The 22389-nt window shown below is 77.7% G+C and carries 1 protein-coding gene; it reads right to left on the bottom strand.

The window, feature by feature from the left end; genetic code table 11:
* Positions 1 to 39: 39 nt before the first annotated feature.
* Entirely contained in the window at positions 40 to 22353 is a 22314-nt protein-coding gene (locus ACFC0B_RS04580; RefSeq protein ID WP_376082034.1) for an SDR family NAD(P)-dependent oxidoreductase, read from the bottom strand.
* Positions 22354 to 22389 lie beyond the last annotated feature (36 nt).

Here is a 22389-nt window from a genome sequence, read left to right as displayed (position 1 = left end):
CCGCGAGGGACGGGGATGCCCCAGCCCCGTGATGGGTGGTCAGCGATCGGTGCCGCGGTCGATGAAGTCGAACATCTCCTCGTCGGTGGCCGATCCGAATTCCTCGTGCACAGCCGGGACCTGGTGTTCCTCCGGGTTCTCGGCCCCGCCGCCGGCGAGCTCCCTGAGGCGCTGCGCCGCCTTGGCGCGGTCCTGTTCGTCCAGCAGGGCGAGCATCGCCTCGACCCGGTCGATCTCGCCGAGCACGGAGTCCCAGGAGACGGTGTGCTCGCGGCGCAGCAGGGTCCGCAGGTGGCGGCCGAGGGCGGCCGGGTTCGGGTGGCTGAAGACCAGCGTGGCCGGCAGGGCCAGCCCGGTCGCGGTGCGCAGCCGGTTGCGCACCGCGAGCGCGGTGAGCGAGTCGAAGCCGAGGTCCTTGAAGGCCGTCCCGGGGTCGATCTCCTCGGGGTCGGCGTGGCCGAGGACGGCGGCGGCGCCGGCCCGGACCAGGTCGACGAAGGCCTGTTCCTGCTCGTCCTCGGGCAGGTCCAGCAGGCGGGCGGCGACGGCGGGGCCCGCCTCGGCCGGGCCGGCGGACCGGCCCCGCCGGCGGTCCGTCACCAGGCCGGTGAGCAGCGGGTCCACGCCCGGGTCGCCGCGGCGCACGGCGGCGGTGTCGACGGCGAGCGGGACGAGCGCGGCCTCCGGGCGGCCGAGCGCCTCGTCGAGCAGCGCCAGGGCCTCGGGTTCGCCGAGGGCGACCAGCCCGTCCGGGCGGGCGTCGCCCTCGTCGGGGGCGGCGTCCGCATCCGCCCACGGGCCCCAGGCGAGCGCGAGGCCGGGCAGCCCCTGGGCGCGCCGGTGCTGGGCCAGGGCGTCGAGGAAGGCGGCGCCCGCGGCCCGCCCGGCCCGGTCCGGGTCGCCGGCCCGGCCGGCCCAGGAGCCGTGCAGGACGAAGGCGGCGAGGTCGAGGTCCCGGGTGAGTTCGTGCAGGTGCCAGGCCGCGTCGACGGTCGGGCGCAGCTCGGCCTCGGTGTCGTCCGCGGGGCCCGCGCCGCCGGTGCGCGGGGCTTCGGCCGCGTGCACCACGGCGCGCAGCGGGTGCTCCGCCGGCACGGCGGCCAGCAGGGCGGCCAGGGCGTCCCGGTCCGCGGCGTCGCAGTCGGCGAGCGTGACGGCGGCGCCGAGCCCGGTCAGCTCCTCGGCCAGGGCGGCCGTCCGCGGTGCCGTGGGGCCGGGGTCGGCGAGCAGCAGGCGGCGCACGCCGTGGACGGCCACCAGCCGGCGCGCGGTGGCGGCGCCGAGGCGGCCGGCCGCGCCGGTCACCAGCACGGTGCCGTCCGCCGGGAGCCCCGGCCCGGCCGCGCCGACGGCGGGCGCCCGGCCGAGCACCGGCACGAGGACCTGCCCGGCCCGGACGGCGAACTCGGTCAGGCCCGCGTCCACGGCTGCCGCCAGGGCCTGCGGGGAGGCCTCGTGCCCGTCCAGGTCGGCGAGGACGATCCGCTCCCGGCCGGTCGAGCGCAGCAGCCCCCACAGGGCGGCGGCGGCCGGGTCGGCGACGCGGTCGCCGGGTTCGGCGAGCACCGCGCCCCGGGTGACCAGGACCGGGCGGGCGCCCTCGAAGCGCCGGTCCGCCCCGTGTTCGCGCAGCAGCGCGAGCGCGGTGTGCAGCCGGTCGCGGAGGGCCCGCGGCAGCGGCTCCCCGTCCGCCGGGGCGTCCGGTACCAGGGCGATCCGCTCCGGCACCGGCAGTCCGGCCGCGACCGCGGCGCCGAGGGCCGCCCAGTCGGGGTGGGTGGCGGCCGCGAGCTCGCGGGCGAGCGGGCCGGCGGCGCCGAGCACGGCCCAGGTCCCGCCGGCCGCCGCGGCGGGCGGCTGCTCCGGCGGCAGCCACTCCAGCCGGGCGAGCGCCGGGCGCTCCCGGCCCGCCGCGCGCAGTTCGGCGGCCGACCAGGAGCGCAGCCGGACCGACTCGATCGCCGCGACGGACAGCCCCTGCTCGTCGGCGAGGTGCACGGCCAGGGTGTCCGGGCCGGTGGCGCGCAGCGTGAGCCGGACGGCCGCCCGTGCCCCGGGCACGGCGGTGACGCCCTGCCAGGCGGACGGCAGCCGCACCTGGCCGTCGGCCGCGGGCTCGCCGGGGGCGAGGCCGAGCAGGGCCGCCTCCAGCAGCGCGGGGTGCAGGTCGTGGCGGGCGGTCGCCGCCTCGCCGGCGGTGTGGGCGGTCTCGGCGAACAGGTCCTCGCCGCGCTGCCAGGCGGCCCGCATGCCGGCGAAGGCCGGGCCGAGCAGCAGGCCGGTGTCGGCGAGCCGCTGGTAGGCGTCGGCGACGGGGAGCGGGGTCGCGCCGATCGGCGGCCACTGCTCGGGGCGGGCGGCCGGGTGGTGGCCGCCGGGGGCCAGCGTGCCGGTGGCGTGCCGGGTCCAGGGGGCCTCGGCGGGCGCGTCCTCGGGCCGCGAGTGCACGCCGACGGTCCGGGCGCCGGTGCCGTCCGGCGCCTCCAGGGCGACCTGGACCCGTACGCCGGCCGTCGCGGGCAGCACCAGCGGGGTGTGGACGGTGAGCTCCTCCAGCACCGGGCAGCCGCTCTCGCCGCCGGCCCGCAGTGCGAGGTCGACGAGGAGGCTGCCGGGCACGGCGGCGGAGCCGAGCGCGAGGTGGTCGGCCAGCCAGGGGTGCGCGGTGGTGGAGAGCCGCCCGGTGAAGACCGTCCCGGAGCCGTCGGCGAGGTCGACGCCGGCGCCGAGCACGGGGTGCTCGACCGCGGACTGCCCCCAGCCGGCGCCGGCGGAGCCGGTGGCGGTGGTGGGCTCGATCCAGTGGCGGCGGCGCCGGAAGGCGTAGCCGGGCAGGTCGACCCGCACCGCGCCGTCGTGGGCGAGCAGCCCCGGCCAGTCGACGTCGAGGCCGCGGGCGTGCGCGTCGGACAGGGCGGTGACCAGCCGGTCCGCGCCGCCGTCGCCCCGGCGCAGGGTGCCCAGCACCGCGGCGGGGACGCCGAGCGCGTCGAGGGTGTCCCCGACCGGCACCAGCAGGCCGGGGTGCGGGCTGCATTCGAGGAAGGCGTCGTGGCCGTCCGCCGCGGCGGCGCCGACCGCGCTCTCGAACAGGACGGTGCGGCGCATGTTCTCGAACCAGTAGGCGGCGTCCAGCGGGGTCGCCTCGTCCAGCAGCGCGCCGGTGACGGTGGAGTACATCGGGACGCGGCCCGGCAGCGGGCGCAGGTCGGCGAGCAGGCGGGTGATCTCCTCGCGGGCGGGGTCCATCTGCGCGGAGTGCGACGCGTAGGCGGCGGGCACCCAGCGGGCGCGGGTGCCGGCCGCCTCGCAGCGGGCCGCGATCTGCGCCAGGGCGTCCGTCTCGCCGGAGAGCACCACGCCGGTCGGGCTGTTGACGGCGCCGAGCGACACCCGGTCGGCGGCGCCGACCGCGTCGATCTCGGCGCGGGCCAGGTCCGGGGTCAGGGCCACCGCGAGCAGGCCGCCGCGGCAGGCGTCGACCGTCTGCACGGCCCGCACCCGCATCACCGCGACCCGGGCGGCGTCCGCCAGGGAGAGCCGGCCGGCCACGTAGGCGGCGGCGGCCTCGCCCTGGGAGTGGCCGATCACGGCGGCCGGGCGCACCCCGCAGGACTCCCACCAGCGGGCGAGGCCGACCATCACGGCGAACAGGACGGGGTGCAGCACCTCGACCCGCGCGAGCGTCCGCTCGGTCTGCTCGTCGGTGCCGCGCAGCACGTCGAGCAGCGACCAGCCGGTGACCAGCGGGTCGACGGCCTCCGCGCACTCGGCCACGGCCTGTGCGAACACCGGGCTGGTGTCCAGCAGTTCGGCCGCCATGCCGAGCCACTGGGAGCCCTGGCCGGGGAAGACGAAGACCGGTCCGGGGCCGGACATCAGGACGCCCGGAGCCTCCACCGCTCCGTCGGCCACCTCGCCGAGGGAGGCGAGCAGCTCGGCGGCGTCCCGGCCGCGGGCCACCGCCCGGTGATCGAAGGCGGCCCGGCCGGTCGCCAACGACCAGGCCACGTCGGCGGGTTCGGCCTCCGGGTGGCGCAGGAACCAGTCCCGCAGCCGGGCGGCCTGGGCGCGCAGCGCCTCGCCGGTGCGGGCGGACAGCGGCCACGGCACCACGCCGGCCACGCCCGGCACCCGCGGGGCGGGCGGGGCGGCCCGGTCGGGCGCCGGCTCCTCCGCGGGAGCCTGTTCCAGGATGATGTGCGCGTTGGTGCCGCTGACGCCGAAGGAGGAGACGGCGGCGCGGCGCGGGCGGCCGGTCTCCGGCCAGGCCCGGTGCTCGGTGGCCAGCGCGACGTGGCCGGAGGCCCAGTCGACGTGCGGGGTCGGCTCGTCGGCGTGCAGGGTGCGCGGCAGTTCGCCGTGGCGCAGGGCGAGCACCATCTTGAGCACGCCCGCGATGCCGGCCGCGGACTGGGTGTGGCCGATGTTGGACTTGATCGAGCCGAGCCAGAGCGGTTGCTCGGCGGTGTGCTCGCGGCCGTACACGGCGAGCAGGGCCTGCGCCTCGATCGGGTCGCCGAGCCGGGTGCCGGTGCCGTGCGCCTCGACCGCGTCGACGTCGGCCGGGGTGAGCCCGGCGTTGCCGAGCGCCTGGCGGATGACCCGCTGCTGGGACGGCCCGTTGGGCGCAGTGAGCCCGTTGGAGGCGCCGTCCTGGTTGGTCGCGGAGCCGCGCACGACGGCGAGGACGCGGTGGCCGCGGCGCCGGGCGTCGGAGAGCCGCTCGACGAGTACGAGGCCGACGCCCTCGCCCCAGCCGGTGCCGTCGGCCGAGGCCGCGAACGGCTTGCAGCGGCCGTCCGGCGCCAGCCCGCGCTGGCGGCTGAACTCGACGAAGGCGTGCGGCGAGGTGAGCACCGCGACGCCGCCGGCGAGGGCGAGGTCGCACTCCCCGGAGCGCAGCGCGGCGGCCGCGAGGTGCAGGGCGACCAGGGAGGAGGAGCAGGCGGTGTCGACGGTGACGGCCGGGCCTTCGAGGCCGAGCACGTAGGAGACCCGGCCGCTGATGACGCTGGTGGCGGTGCCGGTGAGCAGGTAGCCCTCCTGGCCCTCGGCCACCGCGCCCGAGGCGGTGTGGTAGTCCTGCGCCATCGCGCCGACGAACACGCCGGTGGCGGAGCCGCGCAGCGAGGTGGGATCGATGCCGGCGTGCTCGAAGGTCTCCCACGCGGTCTCCAGCAGGACGCGCTGCTGGGGGTCCATCGCGGCGGCCTCGCGCGGCGAGATGCCGAAGAACTCGGCGTCGAAGCTCACGGCGTCGTCGATGAAGCCGCCCTCGCGCACGTAGGACTTGCCGGGGCGGTCGGGGTCGGGGTCGAAGAGGGTGTCGAGGTTCCAGCCGCGGTCGCGCGGGAACGGCGTGATGGCGTCGGCGCCCTCGGCGAGCATCCGCCACAGGCCGTGCTCGTCGGCGACGCCGCCGGGGTAGCGGCAGCCGAGGCCGACGACGACCACCGGGTCCTCGGCGGTGTCGGCCGTGCGCGGCACGGGCAGGGCCGGCGTCTGCTGCTCGGGGGAGCCGAGGAGTTCGGCGCCGAGGTGCTCGGCGAGCACCTCGGGGGTCGGGTGGTCGAAGACCAGGGTGACGGGCAGCCGCAGCCCGGTCGCGGCGGTGAGCCGGTTGCGCAGTTCGACCGCGGTGAGGGAGTCGAAGCCGAGTGCCTTGAACGGGCGGCCGCGCTCGATCGTCTCGGCGCCGGCGTGGCCGAGGACGGCCGCGGTCTCCTGGCGGACCAGGGTGGTGAGGGTCTGCCGGCGCCGGTCCTCGGGCAGCCGGGCCAGCCGCTGCGCGAAGGCGGCCGTGTCCGGGTCGGGGCCGGCCGCGGCCCGCCTGGGGCGGGACCGGACCAGGTCGCGCAGCAGGGCGGGGACGCCGTCGGCCCCGCGCAGTGCGGCGAGGTCCAGGTGCGCGAGCACCGCGGCCGGGTGGTCGGCGGCGCGCGCGGCGTCGTACAGCGCGAGCGCGTCGTCGGTCTCCAGGGCGGCGACACCGGTGCGGGCGATCCGGTCGAGGTCGGCCCGGTCGAGGTGGCCGGTCATCCCGCTGGCCTGCGCCCACAGGCCCCAGGCCAGCGAGGTGGCGGCCAGGCCCCGGGAGCGGCGGTGCTGGGCGAGCGCGTCCAGGTAGGCGTTGGCGGCCGCGTAGTTGGCCTGTCCGGCGCCGCCGAAGGTGCCCGCCATCGAGGAGAAGAGCACGAACTCGGCCAGGTCCCGGCCGAGCGTCAGCTCGTGCAGGTTCCAGGCGGCGTCGGTCTTGGGGCGCAGCACCCGGTCGAGCTGGTCGGGGGTGAGCGCGTGCAGGGCGGCGTCGTCGATGGCGCCGGCCGCGTGCACCACGGCGGTGAGCGGGTGCCCGGGGTCGACGGTGGCGAGCAGGGCGGCCAGCGCGTCCCGGTCGGCGGCGTCGCAGGCCTCGATCCGCACCTCGGCGCCGAGGGCGGTGAGGTCGGCGGCGAGCTCGGCGGCGCCGTCGGCGGCCGGGCCGCGGCGGCTGGTCAGCAGCAGGTGCCGGGCGCCGTGCCCGGTGACGAGGTGGCGCGCGAGCAGGGCGCCGAGGGTGCCGGTGCCGCCGGTGATCAGGACGGTGCCGTGCGGGTCGGCGGCGGCGCCGGTGACGGTGGGCGGCAGGGTCAGCACGATCTTGCCGGTGTGCCGGGCCTGGCTCAGGTGGCGGAAGGCGGCGACGGCGTCGCGGACGTCCCAGGTGGTGACGGGCAGCGGGGCGAGGGTGCCGTCGGCGAACAGGGTGCCGAGTTCGGTGAGGATCTGCTGGATCCGGTCGGCGCCCGCGTCCATCAGGTCGAACGCCCGGTAGTCGGTGCCGGGGTGGGCGGCGGTCACCGCGTCGCGGTCGCGGATGTCGGTCTTGCCCATCTCCAGGAAGCGGCCGCCGGGGCCGAGCAGGCGCAGCGAGGCGTCGACGTAGTCCTGGGCGAGCGAGTTGAGCACGAGGTCGAAGCCCCGGCCGTCGCGGGCGGTGCGGAACCGCTCCTCGAAGCCGAGGTCGCGGGAGGAGGCGAGGTGCTCGTCGTCCAGCCCGAGGGCGCGCAGCACCGGCCACTTGGCGGGCGAGGCGGTGCCGTGGACGTCCAGGCCCCAGTGGCGGGCGAGCTGCAGGGCGGCCATGCCGACGCCGCCGCTCGCCGCGTGCAGCAGCAGCGACTCGCCCGGCCGGACCCGGCCGAGGTCGACCAGGCCGTAGTAGGCCGTGAGGTACACCACCGGCACGCTCGCCGCCTGCGGGTACGTCCAGCCGGCCGGGACGGGGGCGAGCAGGCGGCGGTCGGTCACCGCGAGCGGGCCGGTGCCGCCGGAGAACAGGCCCATGACGCGGTCGCCGGGGGCGAGGTCGTGGACCTCGGCGCCGACCTCGACCACCACGCCGGCGCCCTCGCCGCCGGGCGGCCGGGTGTCGGCCACCATGCCGAGGGCGACCACGACGTCGCGGAAGTTGAGCCCCGCGGCGCGCAGCGCGACCCGGACCTCGCCGGGGGCGAGCGGGCGGGCACCGTCCTCGTGGGGCAGCAGGGCCAGGCCGTCGACGGTCCCGGTGCCGGTCAGGTCGAGGCGCCAGGCGTCGGTGCCGGCCGGCACCGCCAGGCGCTCCGCCGGGCCGGTCCGGGCGAGCCGGGGGGCCGCCGCAGTGCCGGAGCGCAGGGCGAGCTGGGGCTCGCCGGAGGCCAGGGCCGCCCCGAGGGCGGCGTGCGAGTCGGGGTGCCGGTCGAGGTCGACCAGCACGATCCGGCCGGGATTCTCGGTCTGCGCGGAGCGCACCAGGCCCCAGACCGCGGCCGCGCCGAGGTCGTCGACCGCCTCCCCGTACGGGCCGGGCACGGCGCCGCGGGTGAGCACCACCAGCGGGGTGGCGGCGAAGCGCTCGGCGGCGAGCCAGGACTGCAGGAACGCCAGCACCCGCCGGGTGGCGGTGCGGACGGCCCGCGGGCCGCCGTCGGTGGCGCAGGTGAGCGCGACGGCGTCGGGCAGCGGGGCGCCGGGGTCGAGCGCGGCCGGGTCGGCCAGCGCGGTGACGGCGGCGCCGGCCGCGCGCAGGGCGGCCCCGGCGCCGAGTTCGTCGGGCCCGGCCAGCAGCCAGTTGCCGAGCGGGGCGGGCTGCGGCAGCGTCAGCGGCGGCCAGGCGACGGGGTGGAGGTCCTGGTCCGCGCCGGCCGGGGCGGGGGCGAGGCCGCCCGCGCCGAGCGGCCGGGAGAGCAGCGTGTCGACGGTGGCGACGGGCGCGCCGGCCGGGTCGGTCAGGGCGAGGGTGACGGCGTCCGGGCCGGTGCGGCCGAGCCGCACGCGCAGGGTGCGGGCGCCGACCGCGTACAGGCGCACCCCCGTCCAGGCGAACGGGAGGCCGACGCCCCGGTTCTCGCCGTCCGCGCCGTCGAGGGCCCCGGCGGTGTGCAGGGCGGCGTCGAGCAGCGCGGGGTGGAGCGCGAACCGCCCGGCGTCGTGGTCGTCCCCGGGCAGGGCGACCTCGGCGAGCAGGTCGCCGCCGTGCCGCCAGGCGGCGCGCACCGCGCGGAACAGCGGGCCGTACTGGTAGCCGGCGGCGGCCAGCCGCTCGTAGAGGCCGTCGGTGTCCAGCGGTTCGGCGCCGGGCGGCGGCCACGCCGCGCCGTCGGCGGCGGGCTCCTCGCCGGGCCGGGCGGGCGCCAGGACGCCGGCGGCGTGCCGGGTCCACGGGCCCGGCTCGGCGGTGTCGGGGCGGGCGTGCACGGTGAGCGCGCGGCGCCCGTCCTCGTCCGGGGCGTCGAGGTGGACCTGGAGCTGGACGGCCGCGCGCTCGCGCAGGGTCAGCGGCGCCTCCAGGGTCAGTTCCTCGATCACCGCGCAGTCCGCCGACTGCCCCGCCTGGAGGGCGAGTTCGACGAAGGCCGTGCCGGGGAGCAGCACCGTGCCGAGCACGGCGTGGTCGGCGAGCCAGGGATGGGTGGGCAGCGAGATCCGGCCGGTGAGCAGGTGCCGGTCGTCCCCGGCCTGGGCGAGGGCGGCGCCGAGCAGCGGGTGGTCGGCGGAGCGCAGGCCGAGCCCCTCGGCGTCGGCGGCGGCCGGGGCGGGGTCCAGCCAGTAGCGCTCGCGCTGGAAGGCGTAGGTGGGCAGGTCGGTTCGCAGCGGCGCGCGGTGCGCGTGCAGCGCCGCCCAGTCGACGGGCACCCCGCGCACGGACAGGCCGGCCGCCGCGGTCAGCAGGCGGTGCAGGGTGTCCGCGTCGCGCTGGAGCGAGCCGACGACCAGGGCGTCCGTGCCGGCCTCCTGGGCGGTCTGCTCGACGGCCGGGGCCATCACCGGGTGCGGGCTGGTCTCGACCAGCGTCGTGTACCCGTCGCGCAGCAGCGCGCGGGTGGCCCGCTCGAAGGTGACGGTCTCGCGCAGGTTGCGGTACCAGTACCCGGCGTCCAGGGCGGTGCCGTCGAGCGGCTCGCCGGTGACGGTCGAGTAGAACGCCACCGCCGGGGTCGGCCTCGGGGCGATGTCGCCGATGCCGGCGAGGAGTTCGTCGCGGACGTGCTCGACGGCGGCGGAGTGCGCGGCGTAGTCGACCGGCAGCCGGCGGGTCCGCAGGCCCTGGGCCTCGCACCGCTCGTGCAGGGCGTCCAGGGCGGCGGCGTCGCCGGAGACGACCACCGCGCCGGGTCCGTTGACGGCCGCGATGCCGAGCCGCCCGGGCAGGTCGGCGATCAGCTCCTCGGCCCGCGCGGCCGCGGCGGCCAGCGACATCATGCCGCCGCCGCCCGCGACGGCCCGCAGGGCCCGGCTGCGCAGCGCCACGATCCGGGCGGCCTCCTCCAGGGTGAGCGCGCCGGCCACCTGGGCGGCGGCGATCTCGCCCTGGGAGTGGCCGACGACGGCGGCCGGTTCGACGCCGAGCGAGCGCCACACCGCGGCGACGGACACCATGACGGCGAACAGCGCGGGCTGGACGACGTCGACGCGGTCCAGCGAGGCGGCGCCGGGGCGCCGCAGCAGCACGTCGAGCAGCGACCAGTCGGTGTGCGGGGCGAGGGCGGCGTCGCAGGCGCGGATGTGCTCGGCGAACACCGGGGATCGCTCCAGCAGCCGGGCGCCCATGCCGGCCCACTGCGAGCCCTGCCCGCCGAACACGAAGGCCGTCCGGCCGGGCTGCCCGGCGGCGCCGGTGACGAGCCCGGGGTGGGCCGCGCCGGTGCTCAGCGCGTCGAGTGCGGCGAGGAGTTCGGCCGGGTCGGCGGCGACGAGCACGGCGCGGTGGTCGAGCGCGGCGCGGGTGGTGGCGAGCGCGTGGGCGGTGTCGGCGGGCTTGGCGGCGGGGTGCGCCGCCAGGTGGGCGCGGAGCCGGCCGGCCTGGTCGCGCAGGGCGGCCGGGGTCGCGCCGGACAGCGGCCAGACCAGCGCGGACGGCTCCGGCTCCGGCTCCGGGAGCGGGGTCGCGGCCTCCTCGACCGGATCGCCCTGTTCCAGGATCACGTGCGCGTTGGTGCCGCTGACGCCGAAGGAGGACACTCCGGCCCGGCGGGGCCGGCCCTCCCGCGGCCAGGGCGCCGGCTCGGTGAGCAGTGAGACCGCGCCGGACGCCCAGTCGACGTGCGGGGTGGGCGCGTCCACGTGCACGGTGGCGGGCAGTTCGCCGTGCCGCATCGCCATGATCATCTTGATCACGCCGGCCACCCCGGCGGCGGCCTGGGTGTGGCCGAGGTTGGACTTCACCGAGCCGAGGCGCAGCGGCCGCTCGGCCGGCCGGTCCTGGCCGTAGGTGGCGAGCAGCGCGTGCGCCTCGATCGGGTCGCCGAGGGCGGTGCCGGTGCCGTGCGCCTCGACCGCGTCGACCTCGGCCGGGGCGAGCCCGGCCTGGGCGAGGGCGTCGCGGATCACCCGCTCCTGGGCGAGGCCGTTGGGGGCGGAGAGGCCGTTGCTCGCGCCGTCCTGGTTGACCGCGCTGCCCCGGACCACCGCGAGGACGGGGTGGCCGTTGCGCCGCGCGTCGGAGAGCCGTTCGACCAGCAGCAGGCCCACGCCCTCCGACCAGGCCGTGCCGTCGGCACCGGCCGCGAAGGACTTGCAGCGCCCGTCCGGGGCCAGGCCCCGCTGGCGGGAGAACTCGACGAAGGTCGACGGGCTCGACATCACCGTCACCCCGCCGGCCAGGGCGAGGTCGCACTCCCCCCGGCGCAGCGCCTGGCAGGCCAGGTGCAGCGCCACCAGCGAGGAGGAGCAGGCGGTGTCGACCGTCACCGCCGGGCCCTCCAGGCCCAGGGTGTAGGCGACCCGGCCGGAGGCGATGCTGCCGGCGCTGCCGTTGCCGAGGTAGCCGTCGACGCCCTCGGGGACGGCGGCCAGCCGGGACGCGTAGTCGGCGTACATCAGGCCGGCGAAGACGCCGGTGCGGCTGCCGCGCAGCGAGCGCGGGTCGATGGCCGCCCGCTCGATCGCCTCCCAGGAGGCCTCCAGCAGCAGGCGCTGCTGCGGGTCCATCGCCAGCGCCTCGCGCGGCGAGATGCCGAAGAACCCGGGGTCGAAGCGGTCGGCGTCGTACAGGAACCCGCCCTCGCGGACGTACGAGGTGCCGGGGTGGTCCGGGTCGGGGTGGAACAGGTTCTCCACGTCCCAGCCGCGGTTGTCGGGGAAGGCCGCGATGGCGTCGGCGCCCTCGTGCACCAGCCGCCAGAGGTCCTCGGGGCTCGCCACCCCGCCGGGGTAGCGGCAGCCGGCGGAGACGATCGCGATCGGCTCCTCGACCACCCGGGCGGGGGCGGCGGCGCGCGGGAGGCGCGGCGCGTCGAGCAGTTCGGCGCGCAGGTGCCGGCCGAGGGCGCCCGCGGACGGGTGGTCGAACAGCACGGTGGCGGGCAGGCGCAGACCGACCGCGCCGTTCAGCCGGTTGCGCAGTTCGAGCGCGGCGAGCGAGTCGAGGCCCAGCTCGCTGAACGCCCGGTCCGGGTCGATCGCCCCGCCGTCCCGGTGTCCGAGGACCGCGGCGGCGTGGGTGCGCACCAGGTCGACCAGCTGCCGTTCCTGTTCGGCCGCCGGGGCGGCGGCCAGCCGGCGGACCAGGGCGCGGCCGGTGCCCGGCCCCGGCCGCTCGGCCCCGGGCCGGCGGGCGGCCAGCCCGGCCAGGACGGGCGGCAGGTCCTCCCCGCCGAGGCGGGCCGGGTCGAGCCGGACCGGCGCCAGGACCGCCTCCGGACGGGCCAGCGCCGCGTCCAACAGGGCGAGGCCGAGCCCGGTGTCCAGCGGCTGGACCCCGGAGCGGGCCATCCGCTGCCGGTCGGTCGCGCCGAGGCCGGCGGTGAGCGTGCTGTCCTGCTCCCACAGGCCCCACTGCAGCGAGACGGCGGGCAGGCCGAGGGAGCGGCGGCGCTGCGCGAGCGCGTCGAGCACCCGGTTGGCGGCGGAGTAGGCGGCCTGGCCCGGGTTGCCGGTGAGGCCGGCGGCCGAGGAGAACAGCACGAACGCCCGCAGGTCCAGACCGGCCGTCAGCTCGTGCAGGTGCAGCGCCGCGTCGGCCTTGGGCCCCAGGACGCGGGCCACCCGTTCGGGGGTCAGCGCCGGGAGCAGGCCGTCGTCGACCACGGCCGCCAGGTGGACGACCGCGGTGAGCGGGTGCTCGGCCGGGACGGCCGCGAGCACCCGCGCCAGCTCGGCCCGGTCGGCGACGTCGCAGGCGGCGAAGTCGGCCCGGGCACCGGCCGCGGCGAGCTCGGCCCGCAGCTCCGGCGCCCCGGGGGCGTCGGCGCCGCGCCGTGACACCAGCAGCAGGTGCCGCACGCCGTGCGCCGCGACGAGGTGCCGGGCCACCAGGGAGCCCAGGGCTCCGGTGCCGCCGGTGACCAGCACGGTGCCGCCGTCCGCGAACTCCGGCGGGGTGGGGGCGGCCGGGAGGGCCGGCGCCCGGCGCAGCCGGGGCACCAGCAGGGCCGCGCCGCGCAGCGCCGCCTCGGGCAGGGCGCCGGCCGCGGCGGTCGCGTCGAGCCGGGCGTCGGCGGGGTCGGTGCCGTCCGGTCGCCCGGCACCCGCCTCCAGGTCGAGCAGGGCGAAGCGGTCGGGGTGCTCCGAGCGCGCGGACCGGATCAGGCCCCACACCGCGGCGGCGGCCGGGTCGGGCGGCTCGGTGCCGTTCACGGCGAGCGCGCCGCGGGTCGTGACCACCAGGCGCGCGGCGGCGAACCGCTCGTCCGCGAGCCAGGCCTGCGCGACGGCGAGCGCCTCGTGCACGGCGGCCCGGACGGCCTCCGGCCCGGCGGCGGGTTCGGTGGCGGGTTCGGTGGCCGGGTCCTGGCCCGACCGGGGGGCGAGCAGGACCGCGTCGGGCAGCGGCGCACCGGCGTCGACCGCCGCGGCCAGCGCGGCGAGGTCCGGGTACCCGGGGGCGGCGAACCGCGCCGCGAACGCGGCCGGCTCCGGGTCGCTCCCGCCGCCCACGACCGCCCAGCGCGCGGGCGGCTCGACGGCCGGGGCCTCGGCCCAGGCCAGGTCGAAGAGGTGGTCGGCGGCGGGCGCCGCGGCCGTCGGCAGCTGGTCCCGGGAGAGCGCGCGCACCGTCAGGGTCTCGACCGAGAGGACGGCCCGGCCGTCCGCGTCGACGGCCGCGACGGCGATCGCGTCCGCGTCCAGCGGCAGCAGCCGCACCCGCAGCGCCCGGACGCCGCCCGCGTGCAGCCGCACGCCGCGCCAGGAGAACGGCAGCCTCACCCGGGTGCCGAGGTCCTCGGCCCCCTCGGATCCCTCGGTCGCCGCCGGGGTCAGCCCGAGCGGGTGCAGGGCGGCGTCGATCAGGGCCGGGTGCAGGCCGAACCGGCCGCCGGCCGCCTCCTCGGGGAGGACGATCTCGGCGAACAGCTCGGAGCCGCGCTGCCAGGCCGCCCGCAGCCCGTGGAAGGACGGGCCGTAGCGCACCCCGGCGTCGGCCGCGTCGGCGTACAGCTCGTCCACCTCGACCGGCTCCGCTTCGGCCGGCGGCCAGACGGCGAGCGCCTGCTGTTCCCGGGTGCCCCGGACGTCCCCGGCGTCCTGGTCGGGCGTCAGGGCGCCGGTCGCGTGCAGCGTCCAGGCGCCGTCCGGCCCGGCGGTTCCTTCGGTCCGCTCGGGGCGGGCGTGCACGGTGACCGGCCGCAGACCGGACGGGTCGGGCGCGCCGACGGTGACCTGGACCTGCACTCCCCCGGTCCTCGGCACGGCCAGCGGTGCCACCAGGGTCAGTTCGTCCACGCGTGCGCAGCCGAGCCGGGCGCCGGAGTGCAGCGCGAGTTCGAGGAAGGCCGCCCCGGGCACCAGCACGGTGTCGAGCACCGCGTGGTCGGCGAGCCACGGGTGGGTGTCGAGCGAGAGGCGGCCGGTGAACAGCACGCCGTCGCCGTCCGCGAGGCCCACCACCGCGCCCAGCAGCGGGTGGTCCACCGCCCCCTGCCCCAGGCCGGCGGCGTCGCCCGCGCCGGTGCCGGCGTCGAGCCAGAAGCGCTGCCGCTCGAACGCGTACGTCGGCAGCTCGCCGGCGCGGCGGCGGGCGGTGGCCGCGTCGATGCCGGTCACCGCCGTCCAGTCGACCGCTCCGCCGCGGACGAACAGCCGGGCCAGCGCCGTCCGGAGGGCGAGGGACCGGTCGCGGTCCCGCTGCTGGGCGGGGACGGCGGCAGTGTCCGTGCCGGCCGTGCACTCCGCGACCATCGGGGTGAGTGCCGCCTCCGGGCCCAGTTCGACGAACACCGAGGCGCCCGCCGCCCTCGCCGAGGCGACCGCGTCCGCGAACCGCACCGGCTCACACACCTGCCGCACCCAGTACTCCGGGTCGCGGACCTCGGCCGCCGTCGCCAGCCGGCCCGTCACGTCCGAGGCCAGCGGGATCGACGGCTCCGCGAGGGTGATGCCCGCGACCACCTCGCGCAGCTGTGTCACCACGGGCTCCATCAGCACCGAATGGAACGCGTGCGACACCGCCAGGCGCGAGGAACGCCAGCCGCGCTCCGCGCACAGCACCCGCACCGCCTCGACGGCCTCGGTCTCGCCGGACACCACCACCGAGGCGGGACCGTTCACCGCCGCGATCCCCACCACGCCCACACGGCTCTCACCCAGCAGGGCCAGCACCTGCGCCTCGCTCGCCCCCACCGCCAACATCGCCCCACCCGAAGGCAGTTCAGCCATCAACCGGGCCCGCGCCGCCACCAGAGCGACCGCACCCTCCAACGAGAACACCCCCGCCACATACGCCGCCACGATCCCGCCCAGCGAATGCCCCAGCACCACCTCCGGCACCGGAACCCACGAACGCCACAACCGGTACAACGCCACCTCGAACGCAAACAGCACCGGCTGCACCACCCCCGTGTCCTCCGCGACACCGCCAGGCTCCCCCAGCAGCACCTCCCGCACCGAGAACGGCACCACCCCCTCGAACGCCCCACACACCTCGTCCACCGCCGCCGCGAACACCGGGAACACCTCGTAGAGCCCACGCCCCACACCCCGGCAACCCACCCCCTGCCCCGTGAACACCAGCGCCGTCCGTACCGCACCACGTGGCACGGTGCCGGTCACCACGCCGATGGGCTCGGGCTCGCCACCCGCCAGCGCGGCCAGGCCGGCCGACAGTTCCGCGGCGTCCCCACCGAGGACCACCGCCCGGTGTGCCATGGCCGTACGCCCCGAGGCCAGCACGGCCGCCACCTCGGCGATCGGGGCCTCCGGGTGCTCGCCGGCCCAGTCCCGCAGCCGCGCGGCCTGGGCCCGCAGCCCGGTCGCGGTGCGTGCGGAGACCGCCCACGGAACGGGCAGGCCCGGCTCCGGGAGGGTGTCCTGGCCGGCCGCTTCCGGGGCCTGTTCGATGATCACGTGGGCGTTGGTGCCGCTGATCCCGAACGAGGACACCCCGGCCCGGCGCGGCCGCCCCGTCTCCGGCCACTCCACCGACTCCGCCAGCAGCTCGACCGCGCCCGCCGACCAGTCCACATGCGGCGACGGCGCATCCACGTGCAGCGACTTCGGCAGCACACCGTGCCGCAGCGCCATCACCATCTTGATCACACCCGCCACACCCGCCGCCGCCTGCGTGTGACCGATGTTCGACTTCACCGACCCCAGCCGCAGCGGCCGGTCGGCCGACCTGTCCTGACCGTAGGTGGCCAGCAGCGCCTGCGCCTCGATCGGGTCACCCAGCGTCGTCCCCGTCCCGTGCGCCTCCACCACGTCGACGTCCGACGGAGCCAGCCCCCCGCTCGCCAGCGCCGCCCGGATCACCCGCTCCTGCGAGGGGCCGTTCGGCGCCGTCAGACCGTTGGACGCCCCGTCCTGGTTCACCGCGCTGCCGCGCACCACCGCGAGAACGGGGTGCCCGTTGCGCACCGCGTCCGAGAGCCGCTCGACCAGCAGCAGGCCCACGCCCTCGCCCCAGCCGGTGCCGTCGGCCGCCGCCGCGAACGGCTTGCACCGGCCGTCCGCCGCCAGCCCGCGCTGGCGGGCGAAGTCGACGAAGACGGCGGGTGTCGACATCACGGTGACCCCGCCCGCGAGCGCGAGGTCGCACTCGCCGGCCCGCAGCGCCTGGCAGGCCAGGTGCAGGGTGACCAGCGAGGACGAGCAGGCCGTGTCGACGGTCACCGCCGGGCCCTCCAGGCCGAGCGCGTAGGCCACCCGGCCCGAGGCGACGCTCCCGACGTTGCCGTTGCCGAGGTAGCCCTCCAGCTCGTCCGGCACCCGGTTCAGACGGGTCGCGTAGTCGTAGTAGATCGCCCCCGCGAACACGCCGGTGCGGCTGCCGCGCAGCGTCTCCGGGTCTATGCCCGCGTGCTCGACGGTCTCCCAGGAGGCTTCCAGCAGCAGGCGCTGCTGCGGGTCCATCGCCAGCGCCTCGCGCGGCGAGATCCCGAAGAACTCGGCGTCGAAGTCGGCGGCGGCGTCGACGAATCCGCCGGTCCGCACATAGGTGCTGCCCGGGCGCGAGGGGTCGAGGTCGAAGATCCGGTCGATGTCCCAGCCACGGTCGGCGGGGAAGTCGGTGAGGGCGTCGACACCGCCGGCGACCAGGTCCCACAGCTCCTGCGGGGAGGTCACGCCGCCCGGAAGCCGGCAGCCCATGCCGACGATGGCGATCGGCTCGTCCGAAGCCACCGGCACGGGCCGGGCGGACGCGGCCGCCGGGGCCGGGCCGTCGGCGAGCAGGTCGGCCAGGCGGCCGGCCAGCAGCCTCGGAGTCGGGTAGTCGAAGACCAGCGTCGCGGGCAGGCGCAGGCCGATCGCGCTGCTCAGCCGGTTGCGCAGTTCGAGCCCGGTGAGCGAGTCGAAGCCCAGCTCCCGGAACGCCCGGCTCTCCTCGATGCCGTCCTCGTCACCGTGCCCGAGCACGGCGGCGGCGTGGGTGCACACGGTCCGAAGCAGCAGCTGCCGGCGCTCGGCCTCCGGCAGCCCGGCCAGTCGGGCCGTCAGGGCGCCGGACCGCGTCCTTCCGCCGGCCGCGGCGCCACGGCGGCGGGGCCCCCGGGCGAGCTCGCGCAGCAGCGCGGGCACCGCGTCGGCGTCGGCGCGGCGCAGCACGGCGAGGTCCATCCGGACCGGCATCAGAACGGCCTCGGCGCGGTTGGTCGCCGCTTCGAGGAGCGCGCAGCCCTGCTCGGCGGAGAGCGGCAGGACGCCGAGGCTCGTCATGCGCCGCCGGTCGGCCGTGCCGAGTCCCGCGGTCATCTCGCTGCCGTCGGCCCACCAGCCCCAGGCGAGCGAGGTGGCCGGCAGGCCGTGGGCGCGGCGGTGCCGGGCGAGGGCGTCGAGGTAGGCGTTGGCGGCGGCGTAGTTGCTCTGCCCGGGGTTGCCGATCAGACCGGCGGCCGAGGAGAACAGGACGAAGGCGTCCAGGTCCAGGTCCCGGGTCGCCCGGTGCAGGTTCCACGCCGCGTCGGCCTTGGGGCGCAGCACGGCGGCCAGCCGTTCGGGCGTCATGGCCTGGACGACCCCGTCGTCGAGTACGCCCGCCGCGTGGACGACGGCGGTGAGCGGGTGCTCGGCGGGGATCTCGGCGAGCACCCGGGCGAGGGCCTCGCGGTCGGCGGCGTCGCAGGCCTCGATGCGCACGTCGGCGCCCAGCTCGGCGAGTTCGGCGGCCAGGGCGGCCGCACCGGGGGCGTCCGCGCCGCGCCGGCTGAGCAGCAGCAGCCGGCGCACGCCGCGCTCGGCGACCAGGTGACGGGCGAGCAGGGCGCCGAGGGTGCCGGTGCCGCCGGTGATCAGGACGGTGCCCTCGGGCGCGGGCGTGAAGCCGGTGTCCTCGGGGCGGGTGGCGGCCCGGACCAGGCCGGGGAGGAGGGCGGTGCCGCGGCGCAGCGCGAGCTGGGTCTCACCCGAGGCGGCCTGCGCGAGCACGGCCTCCTCGGAGGTGTCGGTGTCGGCGTCGACCAGCACGAAGCGCCCGGGGTGCTCGGCCTGCGCCGAGCGGACCAGGCCCCAGACCGCGGCCGAGGCGAGGTCGGCGATCCGCTCGTCCCCGCCGACCGCGACCGCGCCGGTGGTCAGCAGGACGAGACGGGTGTCGGCGGTCCTGGGGTCGGCCAGCCAGCGGCCCAGGAGGCCGAGGACGCGAGCGGTGAGCTCGTGCGCCCGTGCGGGTTCCGGGTCGTCGGCAGAGGGGACGCGCACGAGGACGGCCTCCGGGAACGCGGCCTCGGGGTCGTCGAGGAGCGCGGGGACGTCGTCCAGGGAGACGGTCCTGCCGGAACCGGAGGCCGCCTCGAACTCCGTCTCCTTCCAGTGGAGTTCGAAGAGGGAGTCGCGGAGCGGCGCGTCGGTGGTCCGCAGCAGCTCGGCGGAGACGGGCCGGACGGCCACCGAGCCGATGAAGACGACCGCCCGGCCGTCCTCGTCGTGGGCGCTCAGCGAGATCGCGCCGGCCGCGCCGGCCACCAGCCGCACGCGCAGCGCGCGGCTGTGGCGGGTGTCCAGCCGGACGGCCGTCCAGGAGAACGGCAGGCCCGCCTGGAGGGGCGCGTCCGAGTCCTCCCGGACCAGCATCGGGTGCATGGCGGCGTCGAGCAGGGCCGGGTGCAGGGTGAAGCGGTCGGCGTCGGCGCCGCCCTCGTCGGGGAGTTCGACCTCGGCGAACAGCTCGGTGCCGCGCCGCCAGACCTGCCGCAGGCCCTGGAACAGCGGGCCGTAGTCGAAGCCCGCCGCTGCCGCGCGTTCGTAGAGGTCGTCCGCGTCGACCGGCCGGGCGCCGGGCGGGGGCCACTGCCCGGGAGCCTCCTCGTCGACCGGGGCCTCCGGGGCTGCTTCGGGGGCGGCGGTGAGCAGACCGGTGGCGTGCCGGGTCCAGGGCTGGTCGGCGGGCGCGTGCTCGGGCCGGGAGTGGATGCCGATCGCACGCGCGCCGGACTCGTCCGGATCCTCGACGGTGACCTGGATCCGGACGTCCTCGGTGTCGGACAGGACGAGCGGGGTGTGCAGAGTGAGTTCGTCGACCACCGGGCAGCCGGCCTCGGCCCCCGCGCGGAGGGCGAGTTCGAGGAAGGCCGTGCCGGGGACGATGACCGTGCCGAGCACGGCGTGGTCGGCGAGCCACGGATGGGTGGCGGCGGAGAACCGGCCGGTCAGGACCGTCCCGGAGCCGTCCGCCAGCTCGACGGCGGCGCCCAGCACCGGGTGCTCCACGGCCGACTGGCCCCAGCCGACGCCGACGACGTCCGTGGGGTCGGGCTCGGCCCAGTAGCGGCGGTGCTGGAAGGCGTAGGTCGGCAGGTCGACGTGCCGGCCGGTGGGGAGCTGGGTGGTCCAGTCGACGGGCAGGCCCGCGACGAAGGCCGCCGAGAGCGCCGTCATCAGGCGCTCGGGACCGCCCTCATGGCGGCGCAGGGTCTCCAGGACCACGGCACCGGGAGTCTCTTCCAGTTGGTCCGCGATCGGGACGACCAGCCCGGGGTGCGGGCTGCACTCGACGAACGTGGTGTGTCCCTCCGCGAGGGCCGCGCGCACCGCCGCGTCCAGGCGGACGGTGCCGCGCAGGTTGTCGAACCAGTACGACCCCGCCAACTGGTCTGGCTCCTCGACCACTTCGCCGGTCACCGTCGAGAACATCGCCACCCGGCCCGCCAACGGCCGCACACCCGACGACAGTTCGACGACCTCGTCGCGCACCGCATCCATGTACGCCGAATGCGAGGCGTAGTCCACCGGGATCCAACGCGCCCGCACACCGTCGCGCTCGCACCGCTCCACCACGGCCGACAGCGCCTCGATCTCCCCGGACAGCACCACACTCGACGGCCCGTTCACCGCCGCCAGCGACAACCGGCCGTCCTCGGCGACCAGTTCAGCGGCACGCTCCGCACCGACACCGACGGACAGCATCCCGCCACCCGTCACCCCGCGCAGCGCCCGGCTGCGCAGCACCACCACCCGGACCGCGTCCTCCAGGGACAGCAGCCCCGCCACGTGGGCGGCGGCGATCTCACCCTGCGAGTGCCCGATCACCGCAGCCGGCCGCACCCCGCACGACTCCCACCAACGGGCCAACCCCACCATCACCGCGAACAGCACCGGCTGCACGACGTCGACCCGGTCCAGCAACGCCCCCGAACCGTCCCGCAGCACCTCCAGCAGCGACCAGTCCGTCAGCGGGTCCATCACCCCCGCGCACTCCTCGATCGCGGCGGCGAACACCGGGCTGGAGAGCAGCAGTTCGGCCGCCATCCCCGCCCACTGCGACCCCTGACCCGGGAACACGAACACCGCGCCCGATTCCGACGCGGCAACCGACTCAGCGTCGGCCACCCCGCCCAGCCGGTCCACCAGCTCCGCGACCGACCGACCGACCACCACCGCCCGGTGCTCGAACACCGCACGGCCCGCCACCAGCGACCGGCCGACATCCACCGGGTCGACCCCGGGATGCGCCACCGCCCACTCCCGCAGCCGCTCCACCTGCTCCCGCAGCGCCGCACCCGACCGCGCCGACACCACCCACGGCACCACCCCGCCGACCGGCTCAGCCGCGCTCGGGGCGGCCTCCGCCTCCGGCGCCTCCTCCACCACCACATGCGCATTGGTGCCGCTCGCGCCGAACGACGAGACGGCGGCCCGGCGCGGCCGCTCCGAGCGCGGCCAGGCCACCGGCTCGGTCAGCAGCCGGACGTTGCCGGTCTCCCAGTCGATGTTCGGCGAAGGGGCGTCGATGTGCAGGGTGCGCGGCAGTTCCTGGTGCCGCAGCGCCATCACCGTCTTGATCACGCCCGCCACACCCGCCGCCGCCTGGGTGTGCCCGATGTTCGACTTCACCGAACCGAGCCAGAGCGGCCGGTCCTCGGGACGGCCCCGTCCGTAGGTGGCCAGCAGCGCCTGCGCCTCGATCGGGTCACCCAGCGGGGTGCCGGTGCCGTGCGCCTCCACCGTGTCCACGTCGCGCGCGGCCAGGCCGGCGGCCTCCAGGGCCTGGCGGATCACCCGTTCCTGCGACGGGCCGTTCGGCGCCGTCAGGCCGTTGGACGCACCGTCCTGGTTCACCGCGCTGCCGCGCACCACGGCGAGGACGGGGTGACCGTTGCGGCGCGCGTCCGAGAGGCGCTCGACCACCAGCAGGCCCGCGCCGTCCGCAGGGCTGAAGCCGTCGGCCGCCGCCGAGAACGGCTTGCAGCGGCCGTCCGGGGCGAGGCCGCGCTGCCGGCTGAAGTTGACGAACGTCTCCGGGGTGCACATCACGGTGGCGCCGCCGGCGAGCGCCAGGTCGCACTCCCCCGCGCGCAGCGCGCCGACCGCCAGGTGCAGCGCGACCAGCGCCGAGGAGCACGCCGTGTCCACCGTCACCGCCGGCCCCTCCAGACCGAGGACGTAGGACACCCGGCCCGCGAGGAGGCTGGCGGCGTTGGCCATGCCCAGCGTTCCGTCCCGGCCCTTGGCCGTCCGGGCGAGGACGGTCGTGTAGTCGAGCCAGTTGATCCCGGTGTACACCCCGGTGCGGCTGCCGCGCAGGGTGCTCGGGTCGATGCCGGTCCGCTCGACGGCCTCCCAGGAGATCTCCAGCAGCAGCCGCTGCTGCGGGTCCATCGCCAGCGCCTCACGCGGCGAGATCCCGAAGAAGCCGGCGTCGAAGTCGGCGGCGTCGTAGAGGAATCCGCCCTCGCGGACGTACGCCGTGCCGGGAGCGTCGGGGTCGGGGTCGTACAGCGCCTCCAGGTCCCAGCCCCGGTCGGTCGGGAAGGCGCCGATGGCGTCGCCGCCGCCCGCCACGAACTCCCACAGCTGCTCCGGCGTCGACAGCCCGCCCGGGAAGCGACAGGCCATGCCCACGATCGCGATCGGCTCGCGGCCCTGCTCCTCCAGCTCCCGTACCCGCCGGTGCGCGTCCCGCGCGTCGGCGACGGCCCGCTTGAGGTAGGACCGCAGCTTCTCTTCCGACTCGGCCACGTCTACTCCGACTCCTCGATCGAACGTTCGTTGTCG

Source organism: Kitasatospora sp. NPDC056184, assembly GCF_042268405.1.
Lineage (GTDB): Bacteria > Actinomycetota > Actinomycetes > Streptomycetales > Streptomycetaceae > Kitasatospora.
The sequence above is the reverse complement of the archived record's forward strand: the minus strand, read 5'-3'. Positions and strand labels throughout refer to the sequence as shown.